Genomic DNA, 19308 nt, shown 5'->3' with positions numbered 1-19308 from the left:
TTCTTTTTATTTTGAATAAGGTTATTTATTACTCTGGATGAAAATCAAATTTTTGATTGAACATTCAATACATTGGAAGAACCAAATAATCTTATCTTTGATTGAACAACTTCAACAATAGCGTTTTTACCTTTTTCAAAATAGATTTGTGTATCATATAAACTCTTATCCATCATTAAGGTTTCCCTAATTGCTTGAGTATAAGCAATTTGATTTTCAGTGTTTACATTTATTTTCGATGTACCACATGAAATAGCTTTTTTAATATCAGCTTCAGGTATACCCGATCCACCGTGTAAAACGAGAGGAACCCCCGTATTTTTGCTAATTTCCTTCATATGTTCGAAATTTAGTTTAGGCTCTCCCTTATAAATACCATGGACTGATCCTAATGAGGGAGCTAAGGAATTAACGCCGGTCTCCCTTACAAACATTTCGCATTCACTTGGTATCGCATATATTAAGTCAACATCGTTGACAACCAAATCATCTTCTTGACCTGAAATTCTTCCTAACTCCGCTTCAACAGATACACCAAGTTTTTTAGCGTATCTAACAACTTCCCTTGTTATCTCAATATTTCCCTCTATTTCAAAATGAGAACCGTCTATCATTACGGAACTAAAGCCAGCATCAATTGCTTGTTTACATGACTCAAAGGAAGAACCGTGATCAAGGTGTAATGCTACAGGTATGGTTAATCTATACTCTTCGATAAGCTTTACTACCATTTCCACAATAAGTTTGTAACCACCCATGTTTTTGGCTGTTTTTTCAGTCACACCTAAAATCACGGGAGCGTTTTCATTCTGGGCAGCAGTTAAAATTGCTTGTGTAAATTCCAGGTTATTTAAGTTGAAATGACCTATTGCATATTTATTGTCCTTAGCATGGCTCAACATAGTTTTTGTGGAATATAAACTCATACTTCTATCTCCCTACGAATTAAAAATTATACCTTTTAACCAATTATAATAACTTTAATCCAATTACTTTGATCCTTCGCATTTTTGAAGTTACTTTTTAATACTTTCTGATGGTCATAAAACCTAAATAGCCGTATAACCTCCATCAATACTCAAAACAGATCCAGTTACAAACGAAGATGCATCTGATGCTAAATAGACTGCAGCAGGACCTAATTCTTTAGGGTCGCCTGGTCTTTTCATAGGAGTCAGTTCAATCCATTTACGAACCATTTCGCCATTTTCTGCAAAATAGGGTTCAGTAAGTTCGGTTTTCATATAACCAGGCGCAATAGTGTTAACCCGAATATTATGATCTACCCATTCGACTGCAAGGCTTTTCGTAAGCATAATCACACCTGACTTAGATGTGTTATAGGCAGTTTGAAATTGAGGTATGTTTACAATTAAGCCTGACATGGATGAAATATTTATAATAGACCCTTTTTGTTGTTTAATCATAACCTTCGCAACGGCTTTAGATACAAGAAATATACTGTTTAGGTTTACATCAATGATTCTTCTCCAGTCTTCATATTCCAAGTGGATTACTTCTTTTAGAATAGATATCCCGGCATTATTGATAAGAACATCAATTCTACCAAAAGTATTCATTGTTAGGTCCACCATTTGGTTTACCTGCACTTCACTTGTTACATCTGTACCTATAGCAATTGCTTGAACATTACATTTTTCTTTAATATTTTCAACAGTCTTTTTCGCCTTTTCGAGGTCTTTATCCGCAATAACAATATTTGAACCTGCTTCGGCAAGAGCAAGCGCCATAGACTCTCCTAATCCTGTCGCTCCCCCCGTTACGATAGAAACTTGGTCAGTCAAACTAAATTGATTAAATATACTCATTCCAATTGACACCTCAATTTATATTTTGAGCAAGAATATTTGTATTTAAATATTTAAGTTTTGCACAAAATTTTATTTCTACATTCCCTCTTCCGTAAGTTCCCAAATACAAAATTTAGTTAACTGATCTTTACTTTTGGAGAGCTTTACTTAAAACACTTATTTTTTAACATTATTAAACTATTTAAATAGAGTGATAGAACATTGACCGAACCGATCAATGTTCTATCATCAATCTTTAGATGTCTTCTGGGTTCGGATAAATCATAATTTTGATACTTGTTTCTTTTTGATTTCTTGCAATATCAATTGCTTTATTAATTTCTGATAATGGATATTTATCAGTAATTACTTTTTCCAAATCTACTAATGGATGCCCTAGACTTTGAATAGCATCTTCATAAGTGTTTACATATCGGAAAATCCCCATCATATCTAGTTCCGCATCAACCATAGACATCATGTCCATTGAAATACTATCTACAGTTGGCATTCCAACATAAACAATTCTACCGCCTCTTTTAACACTGTGAATGGACTCACTAACTGCACGAGCATTACCTGATGTTTCAATTAAAACATCAATTTCTTTTCCAGCATTTAGTTCACTAATTTGATCTTTAACAGAACCTTTAGATGGATCAACAACCCCTTTTACACCCATCTGTAATGCTAGCTCTCGTCTAAACTCGACAACATCACTACCGTAAATTTCGGTTACGCCAAACATTTTCGCTGCTTCAATAGCTAATAAACCTATTGGTCCTAAACCTGTAATAAGAAGAGTATCACCAGGTCCAACTTTTCCGCGTCTCATAGCATGAAAACCAACAGATAATGGTTCAATTAATGCACCTTGTTCATATGTTACATTTTCAGGTAGTTTATATAGAAATTCGCTCTTAACTGTTACATATTCAGTCCATGCTCCGTCGACTGGTGGTGTAGCCATAAATTGCACATCTGGACAAAGATTATATTTCCCTGAACGGCAATAATCACAATCTCCACATGGAATTCCCGGCTCCACAGCTACTCGGTCGCCTACTTTAAGATTTTTTACATCTTCACCAATTTCAATAACTTCTCCAGATAGTTCATGTCCAAGAATTAACGGTTTTTCCACTACATAACGGCCAATTCTACCATGCTCATAAAAATGGACATCAGATCCACAAATACCAATACAATGAACCCTTAATAACGCCTCATTATTTTTAGGTACGGGGATGCCTACATCTTGGATTTCAATTTCCATCGGTTTATTTAGGACAGCTGCTTTCATTGTTTTACTCATTATATATTCCTCCTAAAGATAATAAATAATCTATCAACTACAGTTTGAATTTGTATACATAAGATGGATACAATTGATCTATGTATTTACTCTTTTTTTATTATTTTTAGTAATCTTTATTCGATAATTAATATCCCCCTTCAAAATGTAACAATATACAGTATGCGCTTTCATCCTCTAAAAAAATAAAAATGCCTTATATACGTATTTAAATATGTTAATCTTTAACATACTTAAATACGTATATAAGGCACCCGTAGCCATTACAAATTTTATACCAGCCGTAAGCATAAAATTTATAGATTAAATTTTAAAATAATATTCTATACCAATCACAAGTATAGAAACGAATTTAATATTTGTTACTAATATGTAACTTCATTTACATTATAGTTACACACGTTAGAATTGTCAAATTAAAATTAATTTTTCGACCTATTATTCAGAATGAAACAAGGCATCCGCTTCAATAAGCTCTTTTGCTATAATGACTAATTTTTTATTTTTATCCCTGCTCATTTTTTGCAATCGTTTCATAGCTTCCGCTTCTTTAATGTTCATTCTATCCATTAGTATTCCTTTTGCCTTTTCAATATGCTTTCGTGCTTCCAACGCGTTTTGTGTATTTTTTAACTCGTCTTGTAACTTCATAAATTCTTCAAACCTAGATAAACTGATATTAATGGCTATTTTTAAATCCTCAATATCAATTGGCTTTAATAAATAATATAGTACTCCTTCTTCCGTTGCCCTGCTGATCAATTTCTCATCATGATAACCGCTTACAATAATACTTGGAATAAATAATTTTTTATTTATCTGTTTAATCGCATCAATACCATCGAGATTTGGCATATTAATATCCATAATAACGAGATCTGGCTCTTTTTCTATTGCTAATTCCACTGCTTTTAACCCGTCTGTTGCTATCCCAATCACTTGATGCCCCAGTTCTTCAACATATGCCTTAATTCCCATTAGAACCAAATACTCATCTTCAGCAAGTAAAATTCGTAATGATTTTGTCACAGAATATCACATCCATTTAATCTTTGCTAATTTTACAAAAAGTTACTAGAATGAAGGTGTTACTATTTTATACTTTTGGTTCTCTGAAAGAATATATACCTCACATAAAGAATACCAAATTTTTTTAAACTTTGAAAGCATAGAATTGATTTGTTAGACCTTACCTCCGCGCTAATATATTTCACTATTTTTATACCAATTTCTGTAACGAAGTGGTACGGTTCAGTAATCTCTGATTATTCATCTAGCCTTACGGTCAACTTTTCCAGCTCCTTATCTTATCAGTTGGTAAACTCCATAAAAAAAGCTAATTGACATTATAATAATTTAAATAATCATACATCATGAATATGCTTACTTAACTTTTTTTCATCTGTTTGGTGATAGAATTTCAAAAATTAATACTATTATCTTGTAGATATTGCCTAGCTACGCTAGAAATGTAAATACCAATAAACAAGGGAGGTATTTTGGCAACGATGATTTTTGAATGTAAGAACTTGACAAACGATAGCCCAGATGGGTCAATAAAAAACATAAATTTAAATGTAGATTATTCAGAAATTCATGCAATAATTGCAAAAAATAGTTCTGAGCAAAAAGTCCTGATTGAAGCCATAATAAATTCATTAGATAATCCAAACAATACGGGGAAATTATGGTACAAGAAGAAATTAGTTAAAAATAATAAATTTAATAATAAAATTGTAATATTACATCAAACTCCGTTATTGTTTAATTTCTTTTCAGTAGCTGAAAATCTCAGTTTTGCAAATATTCCCACACGAAGATTTCTCCCTATTATTAATTGGAGGAAAATCAAGAACCATGCAAAGGAAGTATTGGAACAGTTCGATCTTCAATTAGATTATAGAACCAAAACAGGGAGTTTATCAGATGAAGAAAAAAGACTTGTTTATATCGCTAGCGCTTTTTCAAAAACTCCTGAAGTCATTATTATGCAAGAACCTATGGAGGGATTATCAGATATAAGAGCTGCAAAGTTACACGATATCATTAAAAAATTTAAAGAAGATGGAAAAAGTGTTATCTATATAACGAAACAGTGGGAAGATGCTTTAAAACTTGCTGATCGAATATCGATTTTATCAAAAGGGAGAATTACTGATGAAATGCCTGCTGACATTGCAAAAAGCGATCCTCAAAATTTATTGAGAAAGTTAGGTGATTACACCTATAGGGATAACGAATTATATAATGATACAAAAAATATCCTTGATGCTGTTTTTAAAGCCGCGGAATTTTTAACGTCGGAATATGAGCTTAATGATGTATTATCGCTTTTGACAAAAGAGGCTACTCTTGCAATGAATGCCGATGGTTGTGTAATTAAATTAATTGACGAGTTCACTTGGAGCATTATTGATGATTTTGAATTTAAAAGTAATACTGGGATCAAAGCTCAATTAACAAAAGAAGCTACTTTAAGAATTGCCAAAGAAAAAAATATCTATTATACCAATCAAAATGATAGGGAATTCAACTCATTATTTGAAAAGGTTGAAAGTGTAAAAACAATTATTTGTGTTCCCGTTTTTATTAGATCACGTGTAACAGGTATAATTCAGTTATCCTATGAAGACCTTTATGTTTATTCAAAAGAAGAATCAAAATATTTATCAGCCTTAGCCCTTCAAGCTGCCATTGCTATTGAAGATACAAGATTACTGGGCAGGTCTGCTCTTCTACAGGAAAGTCACCATCGTATTAAAAATAATCTTCAATCTATTGTCGGGCTTGTCTCGATGCAAAAGATGTTTTTAAAAAATACCTCTGATCTATCAGTCGATGATTTATTAGACAGTATTATTAATCGAATTAAAAGTATTGCATCTGTTCATAATTTGCTCTCAAAAGATAAACTGGGCAGAAGTATAATTAACGTTAAACTGATTATCGAAGCTATTATCAACCTAATTAATGATAATCCAAAAATCATTATACATTTAGATTTGGATGACATCCTAATTCCTTATAATAAAGCAACATCGATTGCACTTATTATTAATGAATTAGTAACAAACTGCTTTAAGCATGCCTTTAAAGATATGGATTCAGGCATTATTGATATTCATTGTAAAAGGTACGATGATTACATTTTCTTATCCGTCCGTGACAACGGGCAAGGATTGTCTGAAAGCTTTGACATCACACAAACAGATAGCCTTGGACTAACCATTCTCCAAGGTATTGTCGACAGTGATTTTCAAGGGAAGATGCATTTTGAAAGTATAGATGGAAATACCGTCGCTGAAATTACCTTGCCAACTGAGGGTATTTTTTCTCATTAATATTCGAAACTATATGTGGAAGATAAGCACAACTAATATTAGAATAATAGTATTCCAATAGGGATGTACATCAACCTTATTGACTAACTACTACCAAAAGCACCTGTCACTAAATATCGTGGCAGGTGCTTTTTAAAAAATGATTGAGTTTCAAAAATAGCGGTATTACAGGTGGTGTATCTCCAGTTTAAATCTAATATTCAACACTCCTATACGGACTAAAAATCCACCCAACAGTCAATACTTTTGACTTTTCGATGAATGGGTGGATTTAAATTGTATTGAATCAGCTAATAGTAACGTTACTAAAACGTAGGCTAGTTTAAGGAAGTCTAAATTTTTTAATCACACATTTACTTCATCAAGTTGAAGCATTTTGGTAATCGTTTCATCTAATGATTCTTTAGTAAACACTTTTTTCCAGTCAGGTTTAATTACAGCTTCTTTTCCTAATTCGATTGCGGTCATACAAGCATCTGAAAATGGATTTGTCCCTTTCAAGGTAACTGCAAGCGCGATTTGAATATGACCAAGCAACATTGCTCTTGCTGCTGCTTCTGGAACACCTAGTTTTACAGTTTCTTCTAGACTTTCTTTGATAATAGTACCGATCATGCATGTAATTGTTTCTGCTAGAGTAGGTTCTAGAATGGCCATTTGCTCCACTGTAATTCGATGGCATGTTTCAACAGGGGCATACATATCAGTAACCACATGTTCAGCTAGTTCTAACTTTTCTTCCTCTCCATGATGCAAGGCAATAACAACATCTTGCTTTGCCGCAACTCCTCCAAATGCATCTTCATGTTCTTCACGAGTAAACCGTTCGGCAAAGATAGACGGATGACATGGATGCGCTACTACAGATGTACAATCGTCTCTAACAGTGAGCTGACCTGCATACGCTGCAGCCGGGTCTAAAGTAAGGAGAATCGCTCCTGATTTCATCAATGGAACGACTCCAGCTGAAATTTTTCCTATTAAAATATCAGGGACAGCAAGAATAACAATATCACTAATATTTGCCGCTTCCTCAGTATCAGTTACTGTATAGCCCTTGTCTTGAATCTGTGAAATACCAGCTTCTGACTTCTCACAAAATAGTAGATTATATTCATGTTTAACTAGATTGCTTGTAATTCTTTTCCCCATTTTTCCGCCCGCACCTACGACACTAACTGTAATATTGCTTTTATCTAACATCTTTTTTTCCTCCAATTCATATTGCTTTACTCATGTTGTTTTTTATATCCTATTATTTCTATTTAAATAAATTTGGAAGCCACATTGAAATAAACGGGAAATAACTAATAATTAAAAGATTCAAAATTAAAACGCCGTAAAATGGTATGAGGGCCTTCGTAATGTCCTCTAATTTAATGCCCGCCACTTGACAACTAATAAATAGGTTTACTCCCAATGGTGGTGTACACATCCCCATTGCTAAGTTCACAATCATGATTAATCCAAAATGCACTGGATCAATTCCCATTTGGACAGCTATTGGTGCTAATAACGGAGCAAGAATAATAACCGAAGCACTTGTTTCCATAAACATCCCGACAACGATTAATAGAATGTTAATTAATAATAGGAAAACAATCGGGCTGTCCGTAATTCCTACGAAAAAGTTCGCTACTTGTGTCGGGATACCTTCTCGGCTTAAAACTAATCCGAATAAACCAGCATTGGCGATGATAAACATAACGATTGCTGTCGTTACTGCAGATTCAGTAAAGATTTTAAACAAATTCTTAATTTTAATTTCCTTATATACAAACACTCCGACAACAAAAGCATAAAGTACAGCGACAGAAGCTGCTTCTGTTGGTGTAAAAATACCGCCGTAAATCCCTCCTAGAATAATAACTGGCATTAATAAGGCAAGAAAAGCCTCTTTAAATGCTAACCATTTTTCTCGAGCAGTCGATTTAGGCTCTTTTTCATACTTTCGCTTTTTAGCAATAAAATATACTAAAAGCATTAAGCTAAGCCCTATTAATATTCCTGGGGTAATTCCTCCCATAAACAAATCGCCAATGGAAGTTTCTGTTGATACACCGTAAATAATTAGGGGTACACTTGGTGGTATAATAATTCCTAATTCCCCTGAAACCGCTGTAACAGCACCAGTAAAATTCCGATGGTAACCGCGCTTCACCATTGCCGGAATCAATATCGATCCAACCGCAGCAACTGTTGCTGCACTTGAACCGGAGATAGCGGCAAAAAACATGGATGTAACAATCGCAACTAGTCCTAATCCACCTGTGTAATGACCCGTCATTTTATTGGCGAAATTTACTAGTCTCTTTGAGATGCCACCCGTTTCCATTAATTTACCTGCTAAGATAAAGAATGGAACTGCCATTAAGGGAAAAGAATCTATAGATGTAAACAGGCGCTGAACTAAAATAAGTAAAGGAATGTCTCCACCATATAAAACTGCTATTGCCGATGCAAGTCCTAAACAAACTGCAATCGGAACGCCGATGATGAAGAAGAAAAAGAGAGAGCTCATTAACATACCAGCCATTACTTGTTCTCTCCTTTCACATTCTCAATGATGACGGCTAAAGAATTCATAATTAATAGCACTGCCCCGATCGGTACCGCTGCATAAGGAATCGACATTGGAATTTGCATGGCGGGGGATTTTTGAGTATTCACTCGCTCTACCATATCTATACCTTTTACGAAGAGTAAAGCAAAGAAAACGATACAGATGACTAGAACAATAATTCTCAGAATCTTTCGCGGCGTTTCTGGCACCCGATCTACAAGTGCCTCAACAGCTATTAATTGTTGATAACGAAGCGCAATCGCAGCGCCGAAAAAAACAGCGTATATGCTTAAATATCTTGCTAATTCCTCCGACCAATTAAGAGGAAGATCAAAAATAAATCGTGAGAATACTTGAAGTATCATTACAATTGCCATAATTGCTATAAAAATACTAACCAAAATCTTAATAACCTTATTTAGGTTGTCTATCCCTCTTAAAAGTAAGTCCACTACTCGCCTACCCCCTTAGTAGAACGTAAGTCTTTTTACTCACGTTCTACTCCTTGATTTCTTTCTACTAATTTTATATTATTTTGAGTTTACAATTTGATCGTATAGATCGCCATAATCGCCTTTATGTTTGTCAACAACTGACTGAACCGCATTTACAAATGGTTGTTTATCTACCTCATTAAATTCCATACCTGCCTCTATTAAAGCTTCCATGTTTTTAGGCTCTTCCTCATCCATATATTGATAGTTTGCTTCTTGCGCCTTTTTTGATGCATCTAATACGATTTGTTGATGCTCAGCTGAGAGATTATCAAATGTATCTTTACCTAACATAATCGCAATTGGTGAATAAACGTGACCCGTTAAAGAAGTATACTTTTGTACTTCATTCAACTTAGATGAATAAATGATTGCAGTTGGGTTTTCTTGGCCATCAATTACTCCTTGTTGTAAAGATGTAAACACTTCTCCCCAGGCCATTGGTGTTGGGCTAGCCCCTAATTCGCTAAATGCTTCTTGGTGCACCTTAACTTCCATCGTACGAAGCTTAATCCCTTTCAAATCCTCTGGTTTATTGATTGGATGCTTACTGTTCGTTATATGACGGAATCCATTTTCAGCCCAAGCGAGCAGTTTAAAATTACTTCCCTCAAGTTTTGTAGCTAATTCTTCTCCAACCGGACCGTTCATCACATTTCTTGCATGTTCTGTATCTTTAAAAATAAATGGTAAATCTAAAACACCCATTTCATTTACGAAGTTTGTAATAACCCCGGTAGAGGTCATAACACCTTCTAACGTACCGATATTTACCGCCTCTACCATTTCTCTTTCCCCACCAAGTTCGCTATTAAAATGTAAATTTACCTGTATATCTCCATTTGATTGTTCCTCAGCCGTTTCTTTAAACGCATATAAGGCAGCCGCAATGTTTGATTTCTCTGTTTGTGTTGTTCCAAAGCTTAATGTAACTTTTTTCCCAGATTCAGCTTCTTTTCCTCCGTCATTTGTTGTAGCAGACTTATCACTATTCCCACAAGCGGCTAAAGCAGAAAAGACTAGAACAAAAACTAAAATAAATGGTGTAAGTTTTTTCATTATTATTCCTCCTATTTTTCAGTCCCTAGTTGGCAACGCTTTCAAAACATACAGGAGCACCCCCATAACTTGGATGAGGAAAAGCTCCACTCAAGTATAATGCGCCTTCAAACCGAAGGTTAGATGTTCTTTTATTAATTTCTCAACATTCTCGGTGTTACCCTTTTTAATTTCTTGATAAATATTGCGGTGCTCCTCTAAAGAAGTAACCATTCGGTCTGATATTCTACGCATGACTTGCAAAGCGGAACGATATAAGTGTTCCTGATAATTACTCATAATTTGTAGTATTTCATCGTTCATTGAATATTTACAAAGCAAAAGGTGAAAGTCAGCATCTGCCTTCGTATAACCTATTTCGTTATTATCATGGGCAAATTTAGCCTGTAATCTTAAGTTTTCTTCTATTTCTTCACATTGCAATTCGGTCAATTTCCCTGCAACTTTTTGACAAACAAGTAATTCTAATGCCATACGTAATTCATAAATGTCTTTGATTTTAGTAATCGATAATTCATTTACTAAAATCCCCTGTTTCGGCCATACAGTAATAAATCCTTCTGTCTCTAAGCGGTCTAATGCAGATTTAATAGGAGTTTTACTCATTCCTAATAGATCAATAAGGACTTTTTCCGATAAAAATTGACTTGGTTTAAATTCTTCATTTAAAATTAACTCTTTTATCTCCATATAAGCCTTATCTTTTAGAAGAATGTTAGAGCGATTTGACAATCTATCAAGTGACATAAAATCAATCCTTTATTATATTTTTCCTAACCCTATATATGGTACCAAGTTAGGTCTCAAACATCACCCCTTTCATAAAAATAACTACTTTAGAATTTCCTTACGCCATCACTATCTTCAATAATTCTCTAGATAAATTTCAATATTTATTTGTTAGAAAGGTTTGTAAATATGCCATACTCTTTATAATCCATTCGTTTTCAAGCCTATTCGTTTGTTCTCTTGTTTTCGTGAAAGGTAACCATAACTCGATAATCGCATTCGGACTTCTTCCTGCCTGACGTAAGCTTTGTAGCAGAAATTCAAGGTCTAACTGCCCTTCTCCGAGTGGACAACCGATATAAGAGAATCCAATCCACCCTTCTTTTCGTGTAAAAACAAAATCTTTTACATGTAGCGAAATAACATAGGGAGCCAGTTTTTTAATAACATCTTTTGGCATTTCTAAAGCAGCGACAGAATTAGCAGGATCCAAGCAAATTCCAATATTCTGATGATCAAATCTTTGAACTAGGGTAAGTAAATCATCCGTTTGCACTTGCTCATAGTTTTCTAGTGCAATCGATACTTCAGCCTCAACGTACAGTGGTAAAACCTCTTCAATCCAAGCAACAGCCTGCTCTATTGAAGGAGTATATTGTTTATCATTGATCATCGTTCGCAAAACTTTTGCCTCGAATAATTTACAGTAGTCTAAATACTTCCTTAAATGTTTCGGATGAACTCCTCGTGTGCCTAATTCAATTTCAATCCCAAGTCTGTGTGCAAGGGTTTTTACATTGATTAGTTCCTCTTCGCTCATCTCTTCTAAAATTGGATAATCACAGATCTGAAAAACTTCACCACCTAGTCTTTTTGTCTCCTCAATCATCTCAGCCAAAGAAAGCAATGATTCTGAATCTTTTTCAAGAGAATTAAACTTCCAAAAAAACGCATATGTACTTAGACCAGTTTTCATTTTAGATCTCCTTATATTATTTCTAGCGATCTATCTTAGATCTCAAAGCAAAGAAAAAAGATAGATACATCTAAGATCTAAGATAAATATAAACCAAAGTCGTCGCCTTCGCAAGTGTATTTTTTAATTTTTATTGACTTTTATTATCATTTATATTTAAATTCTATTAATTCAACTTACAAAAATTTATATTTCCCTTTATTTTTTGACACTAATACTAAAATTAAATTTTCAAACACAATTGTTTACCTTCATGTTTTTACATATGTCATTTCAAATTCAAGTGTTTTTTTGCAATAAGTTTATTTACTTTCAAATTATGTGTTATATTAAGATTTGATTTGTATCAACATTATGATAGATATACTAATGAAGAAAGAGTGAGCATACTCTATATGATTATTTCAATAATCGGTTGTTTAATTATGGCTTTCGCTGTAAATGTAGCTTTTATTCCTATACAACTATTTAGCGTGGCCTTCCCGGGCCTTGGCGTACTTGCCCACTATACCTTCGGAGTAAGTGTTGGGTTGGTTGTATTTCTATTGAATGTTCCGCTATTTCTTATGGCATGGAAACATATAGGAAGATCCTTCGTTTTCAAAACAATTATTGTGGCTGGCATCTTTTCTTTATTTCTTGATCTTTTGTCTCCATTACGTAACATAGTACAGCCCTCTTTATGGTTTGGCATTGTAATCGGAGGTATACTTTTAGGTTTTGGCACGGGATTAATATTTCGCCAAGAGCTAACAAGTGGTGGCGTAGGACTACTGGCTCGACTAATTCAACTACGTTTTCCTCAAATTAAGATGGGAACAGTTCACATTGTCTTTGACTTTTTTGTACTTTTCTTAGGAGCTATATTGATGGATATGATGACAGCTATTTACACGTTCATCGCCTCCCTTATTATGGGAAGAATGATAGACATTACGAAAAACTTACCGAATCCTTTTAAGCGGTACATTGACAGAAGAGATAAGTTAAATCAACCTCTTTAATAACTTTAATAAACAGGTGAATTCAAGTAATAAAACAACAATTTATCAGGATGTATTCATTAGGGTAATATTATTAAGTGGATAAGTAAGCATAAAAGAAATAAACATATCCCACTCTGCTTACTTTGCCTTATTACCTGATTACATCAAATAGGTGAAAAACGATATCTTTGCGAAAGTTTCAATTTAATATATTAAATTCTGTACCATAAATAAAAAAAGTTGCCGAAAGCAAATGTTTTGCATTCAACAACTTTACCAGTTTTCCTGGTTCATGTTCATTTTACTTTAGCTACAATATATTAAATGAGGTAATATATTTTTCATTCTGAAAAATAGTATAGTTGCTTTCCATAACTAAAAATGGTGGCAGTCATATCTCAAAGACAAAAATACCGATTATTAGATTGGTCAACTGAAGGTCCTCTTAACTCACAGAAAACGCTTGAATTAATTTCGTTTTTTAGATCAGACCTCCTAATAGAAACTACTACTAAACTTTACATGAATTGAACATTGATTATAGTTACGTTTCTACGCAATATCTAAGGCTTCAAAATCACCTTGATCGTTTCTTCCCCCCTTGCCGAAACTTTAAACGCTTCCTCAAATTCAGACAGGGGATAACTATGCGTGACGATATTTTCAACATCTACCAATCCGCGTTCTAGTAAATCAATGGCGATCGGGTAGGTGTATGGGCTAATATGAGCACCTAAAATATCTAGTTCTTTGCGATCGCCAATCACACTCCAATCTGCGGTTGTTGGTTCACCAAATACACTAAACTCTACAAATCTACCTAGTTTTCGAATCATTTTTAATCCTTGAGTTACGGCGGATGGATGTCCTGTTGCTTCTATATATACATCACATCCGTAACCGTCCGTTAAGTCCATTACTTGCTTAATCGCATCATCTTCTCCCGGATTAATCACGACATCCGCTCCGTATTTTTTGGCTAGCTCTAAGCGATCATTCTTCATGTCTAAAACGATTAATTTTTTTGGTGTTTTTAAGCGTGCTACTTGAACCATAAATAAACCAATGGGACCAGCCCCAGCAATGACAACTGTATCTTCTAGATCTATTTTTGCTCTTTGTACTGTATGAATTCCGCATGCCAATGGTTCAATCATCGATGCTGCTTCCAAGGAAATGCTTTTAGGGATTTTATGCACTCGAGCATTGCTCGGGTATTTCATGTATTCAGCCATGCCGCCATCAGCAATATCCTTTTGGAAGCCAAACATATCATGGACTTCACACATCCAATACTGTCCACTCTTGCAATAGCGGCATTTTTCACATGGCAGAATTTGTTCGGCTATTGCCCAGTCTCCAATTTGGACTCCATGTTTTTCCGCGGCTCCTTCACCTAATTCAACCACTTCTCCAAAAAATTCATGTCCGGGGATGACTGGTGCTTTAACCCATTGTGGATTGAATTCATCTCCCCAATACATGCCCGCTCCGTTCATGCATTTAATGTCACTTGCACAAATCCCACAAGCTTTAATCTTTACAATCACCTCTTCTTTTCCCGCTTTTGGCTTTTTTCTTTCTTCTAAGCGGTAATCTTTTGGACCATGTGCAACGAGCGCCGTCATCATACCTTTTTCTATCGTCTTTTGTTCATTTTCTACAACTACCGTCATCATATTTTTCTCCATTGTCTTTCCCCCAGACTATTTATATTAACAATCCATCTCTAGTGTCAGAGTGATTAATCACTTGAGTGATCGTAGATTTCCAATCTTGATAATATTTACGCCCTTTTTGTTTATCCATCATTCGGGTGAATGTATATTTGGAATAATTTAGTTCTTTTATATGAATGATATCTTCCCATAATCCCGTAGCCAATCCAGCTAAATAAACAGCTCCCATCGATGAAAGCTCTGGAATGTTTGTTTTGACAATATCCAGATCTATAATATCTGCTAAAAACTGCATCAAAAACGCATTTGTTGTTGGTCCACCATCAACCCTTAATTCTTTCATCGTAATGCCCGCTTCTGCGTACATAAGCTCAATAATGTCTTTGATTTGGTAAACAATACTTTCCATTCCAGCTCGAACAAGATGATTTTTATTTGTCCGTCGAGTCATTCCCATAATGGCTGCTTTTGTATACGGGTTCCAATACGGGGCACCTAAACCCGAAAACGATGGAATAATATACACGCCTTCGTTATCTTTAATCGATGTCGCCATTCTTTCAGCTTCGGCGAAAGAATCAAATAGCCCTAAATTATCTTTCAACCATTTTAGCGTATCGCCTGTGCTATGAATGACCCCTTCCAACGCATAATAAACATGTCCGTCGTATGCATAGGCAATCGTGGTCATTAAGCCTTTTTCCGTTCGAATAGGTGTTTTACCTGTATTCATCATGAGTGAAGATCCAGTACCAAATGTCGCTTTAACCATTCCTTCACCAAAGCACATTTGCCCTACTAGTGCACCATGTGAATCACCAATGATCCCGCTAATTGGTAGAAAAATGCCATCAAGATCTTCAGAATATCCGAATGGTTCATTAGAAAATCGAACATCAGGCAGCATACTTGCCGGAATATTAAATAGATTAAGAAGTTCGTTATCCCAAGTTAACTCATATATATTAAAAAGCATCGTTCGGCTTGCATTTGTATAATCCGTACTATGTGCTTTCCCATTCGTTAACTTCCAAACAAGCCAACTATCCATTGTGCCAAGTAAAAGATCACCTTTGATCGCTTTCTCACGAGCCCCTTTTACATGATCTAGGATCCATTTCACCTTCGTTGCCGAAAAATAAGGATCTAGCGTTAAACCAGTTTTTGATTTAATAAGTTCTTCCGTCCCTAGTTGTTTCATTTCAGTACATAGATCAGCCGTTCGCCGACATTGCCATACAATGGCATTATGTACGGGTAACCCCGTTTGTCTATCCCAGACTACGATGGTTTCCCTTTGATTCGTAATAGATAAAGAAATGATTTCTTTCACATCAATCGGTGCGGTCGCAACTAATTTCATTAACAAGGTTTTCACATTCCGATAGATTTCCAATGGATCGTGTTCAACCCAGCCAGGTCTTGGATAATATTGCTGGTGTTCCAAAGAATCTTTTACGATCATTTGGCCCTTTTTATTCACAAGCTGTACTTTTGTGCCTGTTGTACTTTGATCAACCGCAAGAATATATTCTTTACGCATCACGCCACCTCATTCGTTCGATAACAGTTCAGTAGCTACTTTTTTTACATTTTCAACACTAATTCCGTAGTATTCAAAAACCTCATCTGTTTTTCCAGCGACCGCGGGCTCATCTGGTATTCCTAAAATCTTAATCGGTACCGGATGTGTTTGCGAAACAACTTCGGATACTGCCGCACCTAAGCCACCGTATATACTATGTTCTTCAATCGTGATTATTTTGCCCGTTTCTACTGCCGCTTTAATAATCGTTTCTTTATCTAATGGTTTAATCGTATGAATATTAATCACTCTGGCATTAATTCCTTGTTCTTCTAATGCGACGGCAGAATCTAGTGCAATTCGTACGGTTTCTCCACTAGCAATAATCGCCAGATCATCACCTTCTTTCATCGTTACCGCTTCGCCAATTTGAAAATCATACTCGTCAGAAACATAAGAATCCTCTACTGGGTTACGTCCAATCCGCATATAGACAGGTCGATCATAATCAACTAAAGCTTCGATCATTTTTTTCGCTTCATGTCGATCTGCTGGCATCATGACATCCAAACCCGGGATTGCCCGTGTAACCGCTAAATCTTGCACAGAGTGATGCGACATCCCCAATGCACCATAGCTAATCCCGCCGCTAATGCCGATAAGTTTTACATTTGTTTTTGAATAGGCTACATCTACCTTTATTTGCTCAATTGCTCTCATACTTAAAAAGCAAGCCGGCGAGGCGACAAATGCCTTTTTTCCAGAATGCGCTAATCCAGCCGCAATTCCAACAATATTTTGTTCGGCAATTCCTACTTCAACTATTTGTTCTGGCAATTGTTCCCCAAATTGGACCATTGATGCTGAGCCTCTTGAATCACTCGTTAAAACGAGAATATCTCGGTCGCGCTTTCCTAACTTCATCAATGTGTCACTAATCACTTGACGGTTTGCAATCTTATTAGGTACTGATGTTTTAACTGCAACATGTCTCATATTAACCCCTCCATTTGTTCAGATAGTTCCTTCATTGCCAAATCGTATTCTTCCTTCGTCGGGACACGATGATGCCAGCCCGCTTGATTTTCAGAAATTGAAATCCCTTTCCCCTTCACTGTATTTGCAATAATCATCGTTGGCTTCCCTGTTTCGAGCGGTGAATTTTCAAAAATGTGAACAAGCTGTTCCATATCGTTTCCATCAACTTCAACCACTTCCCAGCCAAAACTTCTCCATTTATCAGCTAACGGCTCAATCCCCATTACATCTTCCGTACAGCCCGTAATTTGCAAACGATTTCGATCAATGATGGCTACTAAATTATCAAGCTTGTATTGGGAGGCAGACATGGCTGCTTCCCAAACTGAACCTTCCGCTTGTTCCCCATCGCCCATAAGTGTATATACTTTATATGTTTTTCCATCCATTTTTGCCGCCAATGCCATACCTACTGAAATCGATAACCCATGACCTAATGCACCCGTATTCATTTCAACACCTGGTACCTCATTATTTGGATGACCGATCAATCGCGAGTTAAATTGTGAAAAAGTCTCCAATTCTTCTTTCGGGAAGAATCCCTTATCAGCTAGGACAGCCCAGAACGATTCAACCGAATGCCCTTTACTTTGAATATAGCGATCGCGATCTTCCCAGCTCGGATTCGCAGGATCAATATTCATCACTTTATAGTAAAGAGCAGTTAAAATATCTGTATTTGAAAGCGATCCGCCAGTATGCCCCGCACCAGCCTCGTAAATCATTTTCATTAAATCCATTCGAATTTGTATGGCCTTTCTTTTTAACCGAGTAATTTCCGTCATTATGATTCCTCCCCTTTGGTGAAATTTTTACATCGAGAATTTTTTTCTATATTTGTCAATGCCAACCGCAACTAAAATAACAATTCCCATAATAACCTGTTGCCAAAATGCAGATACATTAATGACGACTAATCCATTTAATAAAGAAGCGATAAAAACAGCTCCAACCAATGTTCCTACAATTCCTCCAACGCCACCTTTTGTCAGGCTTGTTCCGCCAATTACTGCCGCAGCTATCGCCGTTAATTCGAATGATGTACCAGCAACAGGCTGCGCCGAGTTAAGACGTGCCATCAAGACGACTCCTGCAACGGATGTTAGAAAACCAGAGAGGGAAAAGACTAATATTTTAATCGCCTTTACATTAATCCCTGATAGCCGTGCTGATTCTTGGTTATCACCTGTTGCATAAATTTTTCTACCGATCGTTAATTTAGCAAGTAAGATATAGCAAAGCACATATGTAATAATCATGACCCAAACGATATTTGGAATCATAAGAAAGCTGCCGGAGGAAAGAACTCTTAATCCTTCTGGAAGACCTACAATCGCTTGACCGTCAGATAGAACGTATGCACTTCCTCTAAAGAGCCACATCGTTGCCAATGTTACGATAAAAGCCGGGAATCCCATATAAGCAACAAACAAACCATTTAAAGCACCTAATATTGTTCCAAGTACTAAAGCAACAATAATTCCCAACAATAGACTTCCAGTTGAAAGCATAATCTCCGCACTTACAATCGATGTTAAAGCTAGAATTGAGCCCACAGATAAATCAATTTCGCCAGCGATAATAACAAACGTCATGCCAGCAGCAATGATTGCATTCGTCGCTGATTGAATTAATATATTTTGTAAGTTTCCGGATGTAAAAAATACTGACGACAGCATGGAAAAGATAGTCAACAGAAGGAATAATCCTACAAAGATGCCGAGCCCGCCCAAAAGCTGTTTTTTAATCTTAAATCCAATCGTTTGGTTTTCTGCCATTTCTATATTCACTT

17 protein-coding genes are annotated in these 19308 nt (G+C 35.7%); 2 read left to right on the top strand and 15 right to left on the bottom strand.

The window, feature by feature from the left end; all coding sequences use genetic code 11:
* Window positions 1-44: 44 nt before the first annotated feature.
* The 4 genes from fba to KHA95_RS23250 form a co-directional block, all read right to left on the bottom strand.
* Window positions 45-926, bottom strand: coding sequence for a class II fructose-1,6-bisphosphate aldolase (gene fba / locus KHA95_RS08635; protein ID WP_213137102.1), 882 nt, complete (start codon window positions 924-926; stop codon window positions 45-47).
* A 123-nt stretch (window positions 927-1049) separates the two neighbouring features.
* The gene (locus KHA95_RS08630) at window positions 1050-1829 is read right to left on the bottom strand and encodes an SDR family NAD(P)-dependent oxidoreductase (RefSeq protein ID WP_213137101.1); all 780 of its coding nucleotides are present in this window, start codon (window positions 1827-1829) and stop codon (window positions 1050-1052) included.
* A 238-nt stretch (window positions 1830-2067) separates the two neighbouring features.
* A complete protein-coding gene (locus tag KHA95_RS08625; protein WP_213137100.1) occupies window positions 2068-3126 on the bottom strand; it encodes an NAD(P)-dependent alcohol dehydrogenase in 1059 nt (352 codons plus the stop codon).
* 438 nt (window positions 3127-3564) lie between these two features.
* The gene (locus KHA95_RS23250; RefSeq protein WP_213137099.1) at window positions 3565-4155 is read right to left on the bottom strand and encodes an ANTAR domain-containing response regulator; all 591 of its coding nucleotides are present in this window, start codon (window positions 4153-4155) and stop codon (window positions 3565-3567) included.
* A 479-nt stretch (window positions 4156-4634) separates the two neighbouring features.
* Here KHA95_RS23250 and KHA95_RS08615 point away from each other — a divergent pair, with 479 nt between their 5' ends.
* On the top strand, window positions 4635-6467 hold the full coding sequence (locus tag KHA95_RS08615; RefSeq protein ID WP_249316787.1) for a histidine kinase dimerization/phosphoacceptor domain -containing protein: 1833 nt from the start codon (window positions 4635-4637) through the stop codon (window positions 6465-6467).
* A 345-nt stretch (window positions 6468-6812) separates the two neighbouring features.
* On the opposite strand, the gene KHA95_RS08610 is transcribed toward KHA95_RS08615, so the two are convergent.
* The 6 genes from KHA95_RS08610 to KHA95_RS08585 all read right to left on the bottom strand — a co-directional run bounded on the left by KHA95_RS08610 (window position 6813) and on the right by KHA95_RS08585 (window position 12288).
* On the bottom strand, window positions 6813-7670 hold the full coding sequence (locus tag KHA95_RS08610) for a phosphogluconate dehydrogenase C-terminal domain-containing protein (protein ID WP_213137097.1): 858 nt from the start codon (window positions 7668-7670) through the stop codon (window positions 6813-6815).
* Window positions 7671-7728: 58 nt separating this feature from the next.
* The gene (locus tag KHA95_RS08605) at window positions 7729-9003 is read right to left on the bottom strand and encodes a TRAP transporter large permease (RefSeq protein WP_213137096.1); all 1275 of its coding nucleotides are present in this window, start codon (window positions 9001-9003) and stop codon (window positions 7729-7731) included.
* Window positions 9003-9482, bottom strand: coding sequence for a TRAP transporter small permease (locus tag KHA95_RS08600; protein ID WP_213137095.1), 480 nt, complete (start codon window positions 9480-9482; stop codon window positions 9003-9005). The genes KHA95_RS08605 and KHA95_RS08600 overlap by 1 nt, the downstream gene beginning before the upstream one ends.
* A gap of 78 nt (window positions 9483-9560) precedes the next feature.
* Window positions 9561-10583, bottom strand: a complete 1023-nt coding sequence (locus tag KHA95_RS08595) for a TRAP transporter substrate-binding protein (RefSeq protein ID WP_213137094.1) — start codon at window positions 10581-10583, stop codon at window positions 9561-9563.
* 90 nt (window positions 10584-10673) lie between these two features.
* On the bottom strand, window positions 10674-11330 hold the full coding sequence (locus tag KHA95_RS08590) for a GntR family transcriptional regulator (RefSeq protein ID WP_213137093.1): 657 nt from the start codon (window positions 11328-11330) through the stop codon (window positions 10674-10676).
* Window positions 11331-11469: 139 nt separating this feature from the next.
* A complete protein-coding gene (locus KHA95_RS08585; RefSeq protein WP_213137092.1) occupies window positions 11470-12288 on the bottom strand; it encodes a sugar phosphate isomerase/epimerase family protein in 819 nt (272 codons plus the stop codon).
* A 395-nt stretch (window positions 12289-12683) separates the two neighbouring features.
* Here KHA95_RS08585 and KHA95_RS08580 point away from each other — a divergent pair, with 395 nt between their 5' ends.
* Entirely contained in the window at window positions 12684-13292 is a 609-nt protein-coding gene (locus KHA95_RS08580; RefSeq protein WP_249316729.1) for a YitT family protein, read from the top strand.
* A 545-nt stretch (window positions 13293-13837) separates the two neighbouring features.
* On the opposite strand, the gene KHA95_RS08575 is transcribed toward KHA95_RS08580, so the two are convergent.
* Genes KHA95_RS08575 through KHA95_RS08555 form a run of 5 tightly spaced genes read right to left on the bottom strand, consistent with a single transcriptional unit; the run spans window position 13838 to window position 19306 of the window.
* On the bottom strand, window positions 13838-14953 hold the full coding sequence (locus KHA95_RS08575; RefSeq protein WP_481748431.1) for an alcohol dehydrogenase catalytic domain-containing protein: 1116 nt from the start codon (window positions 14951-14953) through the stop codon (window positions 13838-13840).
* A 31-nt stretch (window positions 14954-14984) separates the two neighbouring features.
* The gene (gene glpK / locus KHA95_RS08570; RefSeq protein WP_213137091.1) at window positions 14985-16496 is read right to left on the bottom strand and encodes a glycerol kinase GlpK; all 1512 of its coding nucleotides are present in this window, start codon (window positions 16494-16496) and stop codon (window positions 14985-14987) included.
* Window positions 16497-16505: 9 nt separating this feature from the next.
* Window positions 16506-17474 carry a transketolase family protein gene (locus tag KHA95_RS08565; protein ID WP_213137090.1) on the bottom strand — a complete coding sequence of 323 codons (969 nt, stop codon included), beginning with the start codon at window positions 17472-17474 and terminating at the stop codon, window positions 16506-16508.
* Window positions 17471-18301 (bottom strand): transketolase, encoded by an 831-nt coding sequence (locus KHA95_RS08560; RefSeq protein WP_213137089.1) that lies wholly within the window; start codon window positions 18299-18301, stop codon window positions 17471-17473. The genes KHA95_RS08565 and KHA95_RS08560 overlap by 4 nt, the downstream gene beginning before the upstream one ends.
* Window positions 18302-18328: 27 nt before the next feature.
* On the bottom strand, window positions 18329-19306 hold the full coding sequence (locus KHA95_RS08555; protein WP_349305453.1) for an ABC transporter permease: 978 nt from the start codon (window positions 19304-19306) through the stop codon (window positions 18329-18331).
* Window positions 19307-19308 lie beyond the last annotated feature (2 nt).

The organism is Bacillus sp. FJAT-50079, assembly GCF_018343515.1.
Lineage (GTDB): Bacteria > Bacillota > Bacilli > Bacillales > Bacillaceae_C > Lederbergia.
Note: the sequence above shows the minus strand (reverse complement) of the source record. Positions and strands in the feature narration are given on the sequence as shown.

What these genes read in the sequence shown, in the direction of transcription:
- KHA95_RS08585 (WP_213137092.1), bottom strand. Translation starts at nt 12,288, where the DNA reads ATGAAAACTGGTCTAAGTACATATGCGTTTTTTTGGAAGTTTAATTCT.
- KHA95_RS08595 (WP_213137094.1), bottom strand. Translation starts at nt 10,583, where the DNA reads ATGAAAAAACTTACACCATTTATTTTAGTTTTTGTTCTAGTCTTTTCT.
- fba (WP_213137102.1), bottom strand. Translation starts at nt 926, where the DNA reads ATGAGTTTATATTCCACAAAAACTATGTTGAGCCATGCTAAGGACAAT.
- KHA95_RS08560 (WP_213137089.1), bottom strand. Translation starts at nt 18,301, where the DNA reads ATGACGGAAATTACTCGGTTAAAAAGAAAGGCCATACAAATTCGAATG.
- KHA95_RS08565 (WP_213137090.1), bottom strand. Translation starts at nt 17,474, where the DNA reads ATGAGACATGTTGCAGTTAAAACATCAGTACCTAATAAGATTGCAAAC.
- KHA95_RS08610 (WP_213137097.1), bottom strand. Translation starts at nt 7,670, where the DNA reads ATGTTAGATAAAAGCAATATTACAGTTAGTGTCGTAGGTGCGGGCGGA.
- KHA95_RS08625 (WP_213137100.1), bottom strand. Translation starts at nt 3,126, where the DNA reads ATGAGTAAAACAATGAAAGCAGCTGTCCTAAATAAACCGATGGAAATT.
- glpK (WP_213137091.1), bottom strand. Translation starts at nt 16,496, where the DNA reads ATGCGTAAAGAATATATTCTTGCGGTTGATCAAAGTACAACAGGCACA.
- KHA95_RS08630 (WP_213137101.1), bottom strand. Translation starts at nt 1,829, where the DNA reads ATGAGTATATTTAATCAATTTAGTTTGACTGACCAAGTTTCTATCGTA.
- KHA95_RS08605 (WP_213137096.1), bottom strand. Translation starts at nt 9,003, where the DNA reads ATGGCTGGTATGTTAATGAGCTCTCTCTTTTTCTTCTTCATCATCGGC.
- KHA95_RS08590 (WP_213137093.1), bottom strand. Translation starts at nt 11,330, where the DNA reads ATGTCACTTGATAGATTGTCAAATCGCTCTAACATTCTTCTAAAAGAT.
- KHA95_RS08615 (WP_249316787.1), top strand. Translation starts at nt 4,635, where the DNA reads ATGATTTTTGAATGTAAGAACTTGACAAACGATAGCCCAGATGGGTCA.
- KHA95_RS08580 (WP_249316729.1), top strand. Translation starts at nt 12,684, where the DNA reads ATGATTATTTCAATAATCGGTTGTTTAATTATGGCTTTCGCTGTAAAT.
- KHA95_RS08575 (WP_481748431.1), bottom strand. Translation starts at nt 14,953, where the DNA reads ATGATGACGGTAGTTGTAGAAAATGAACAAAAGACGATAGAAAAAGGT.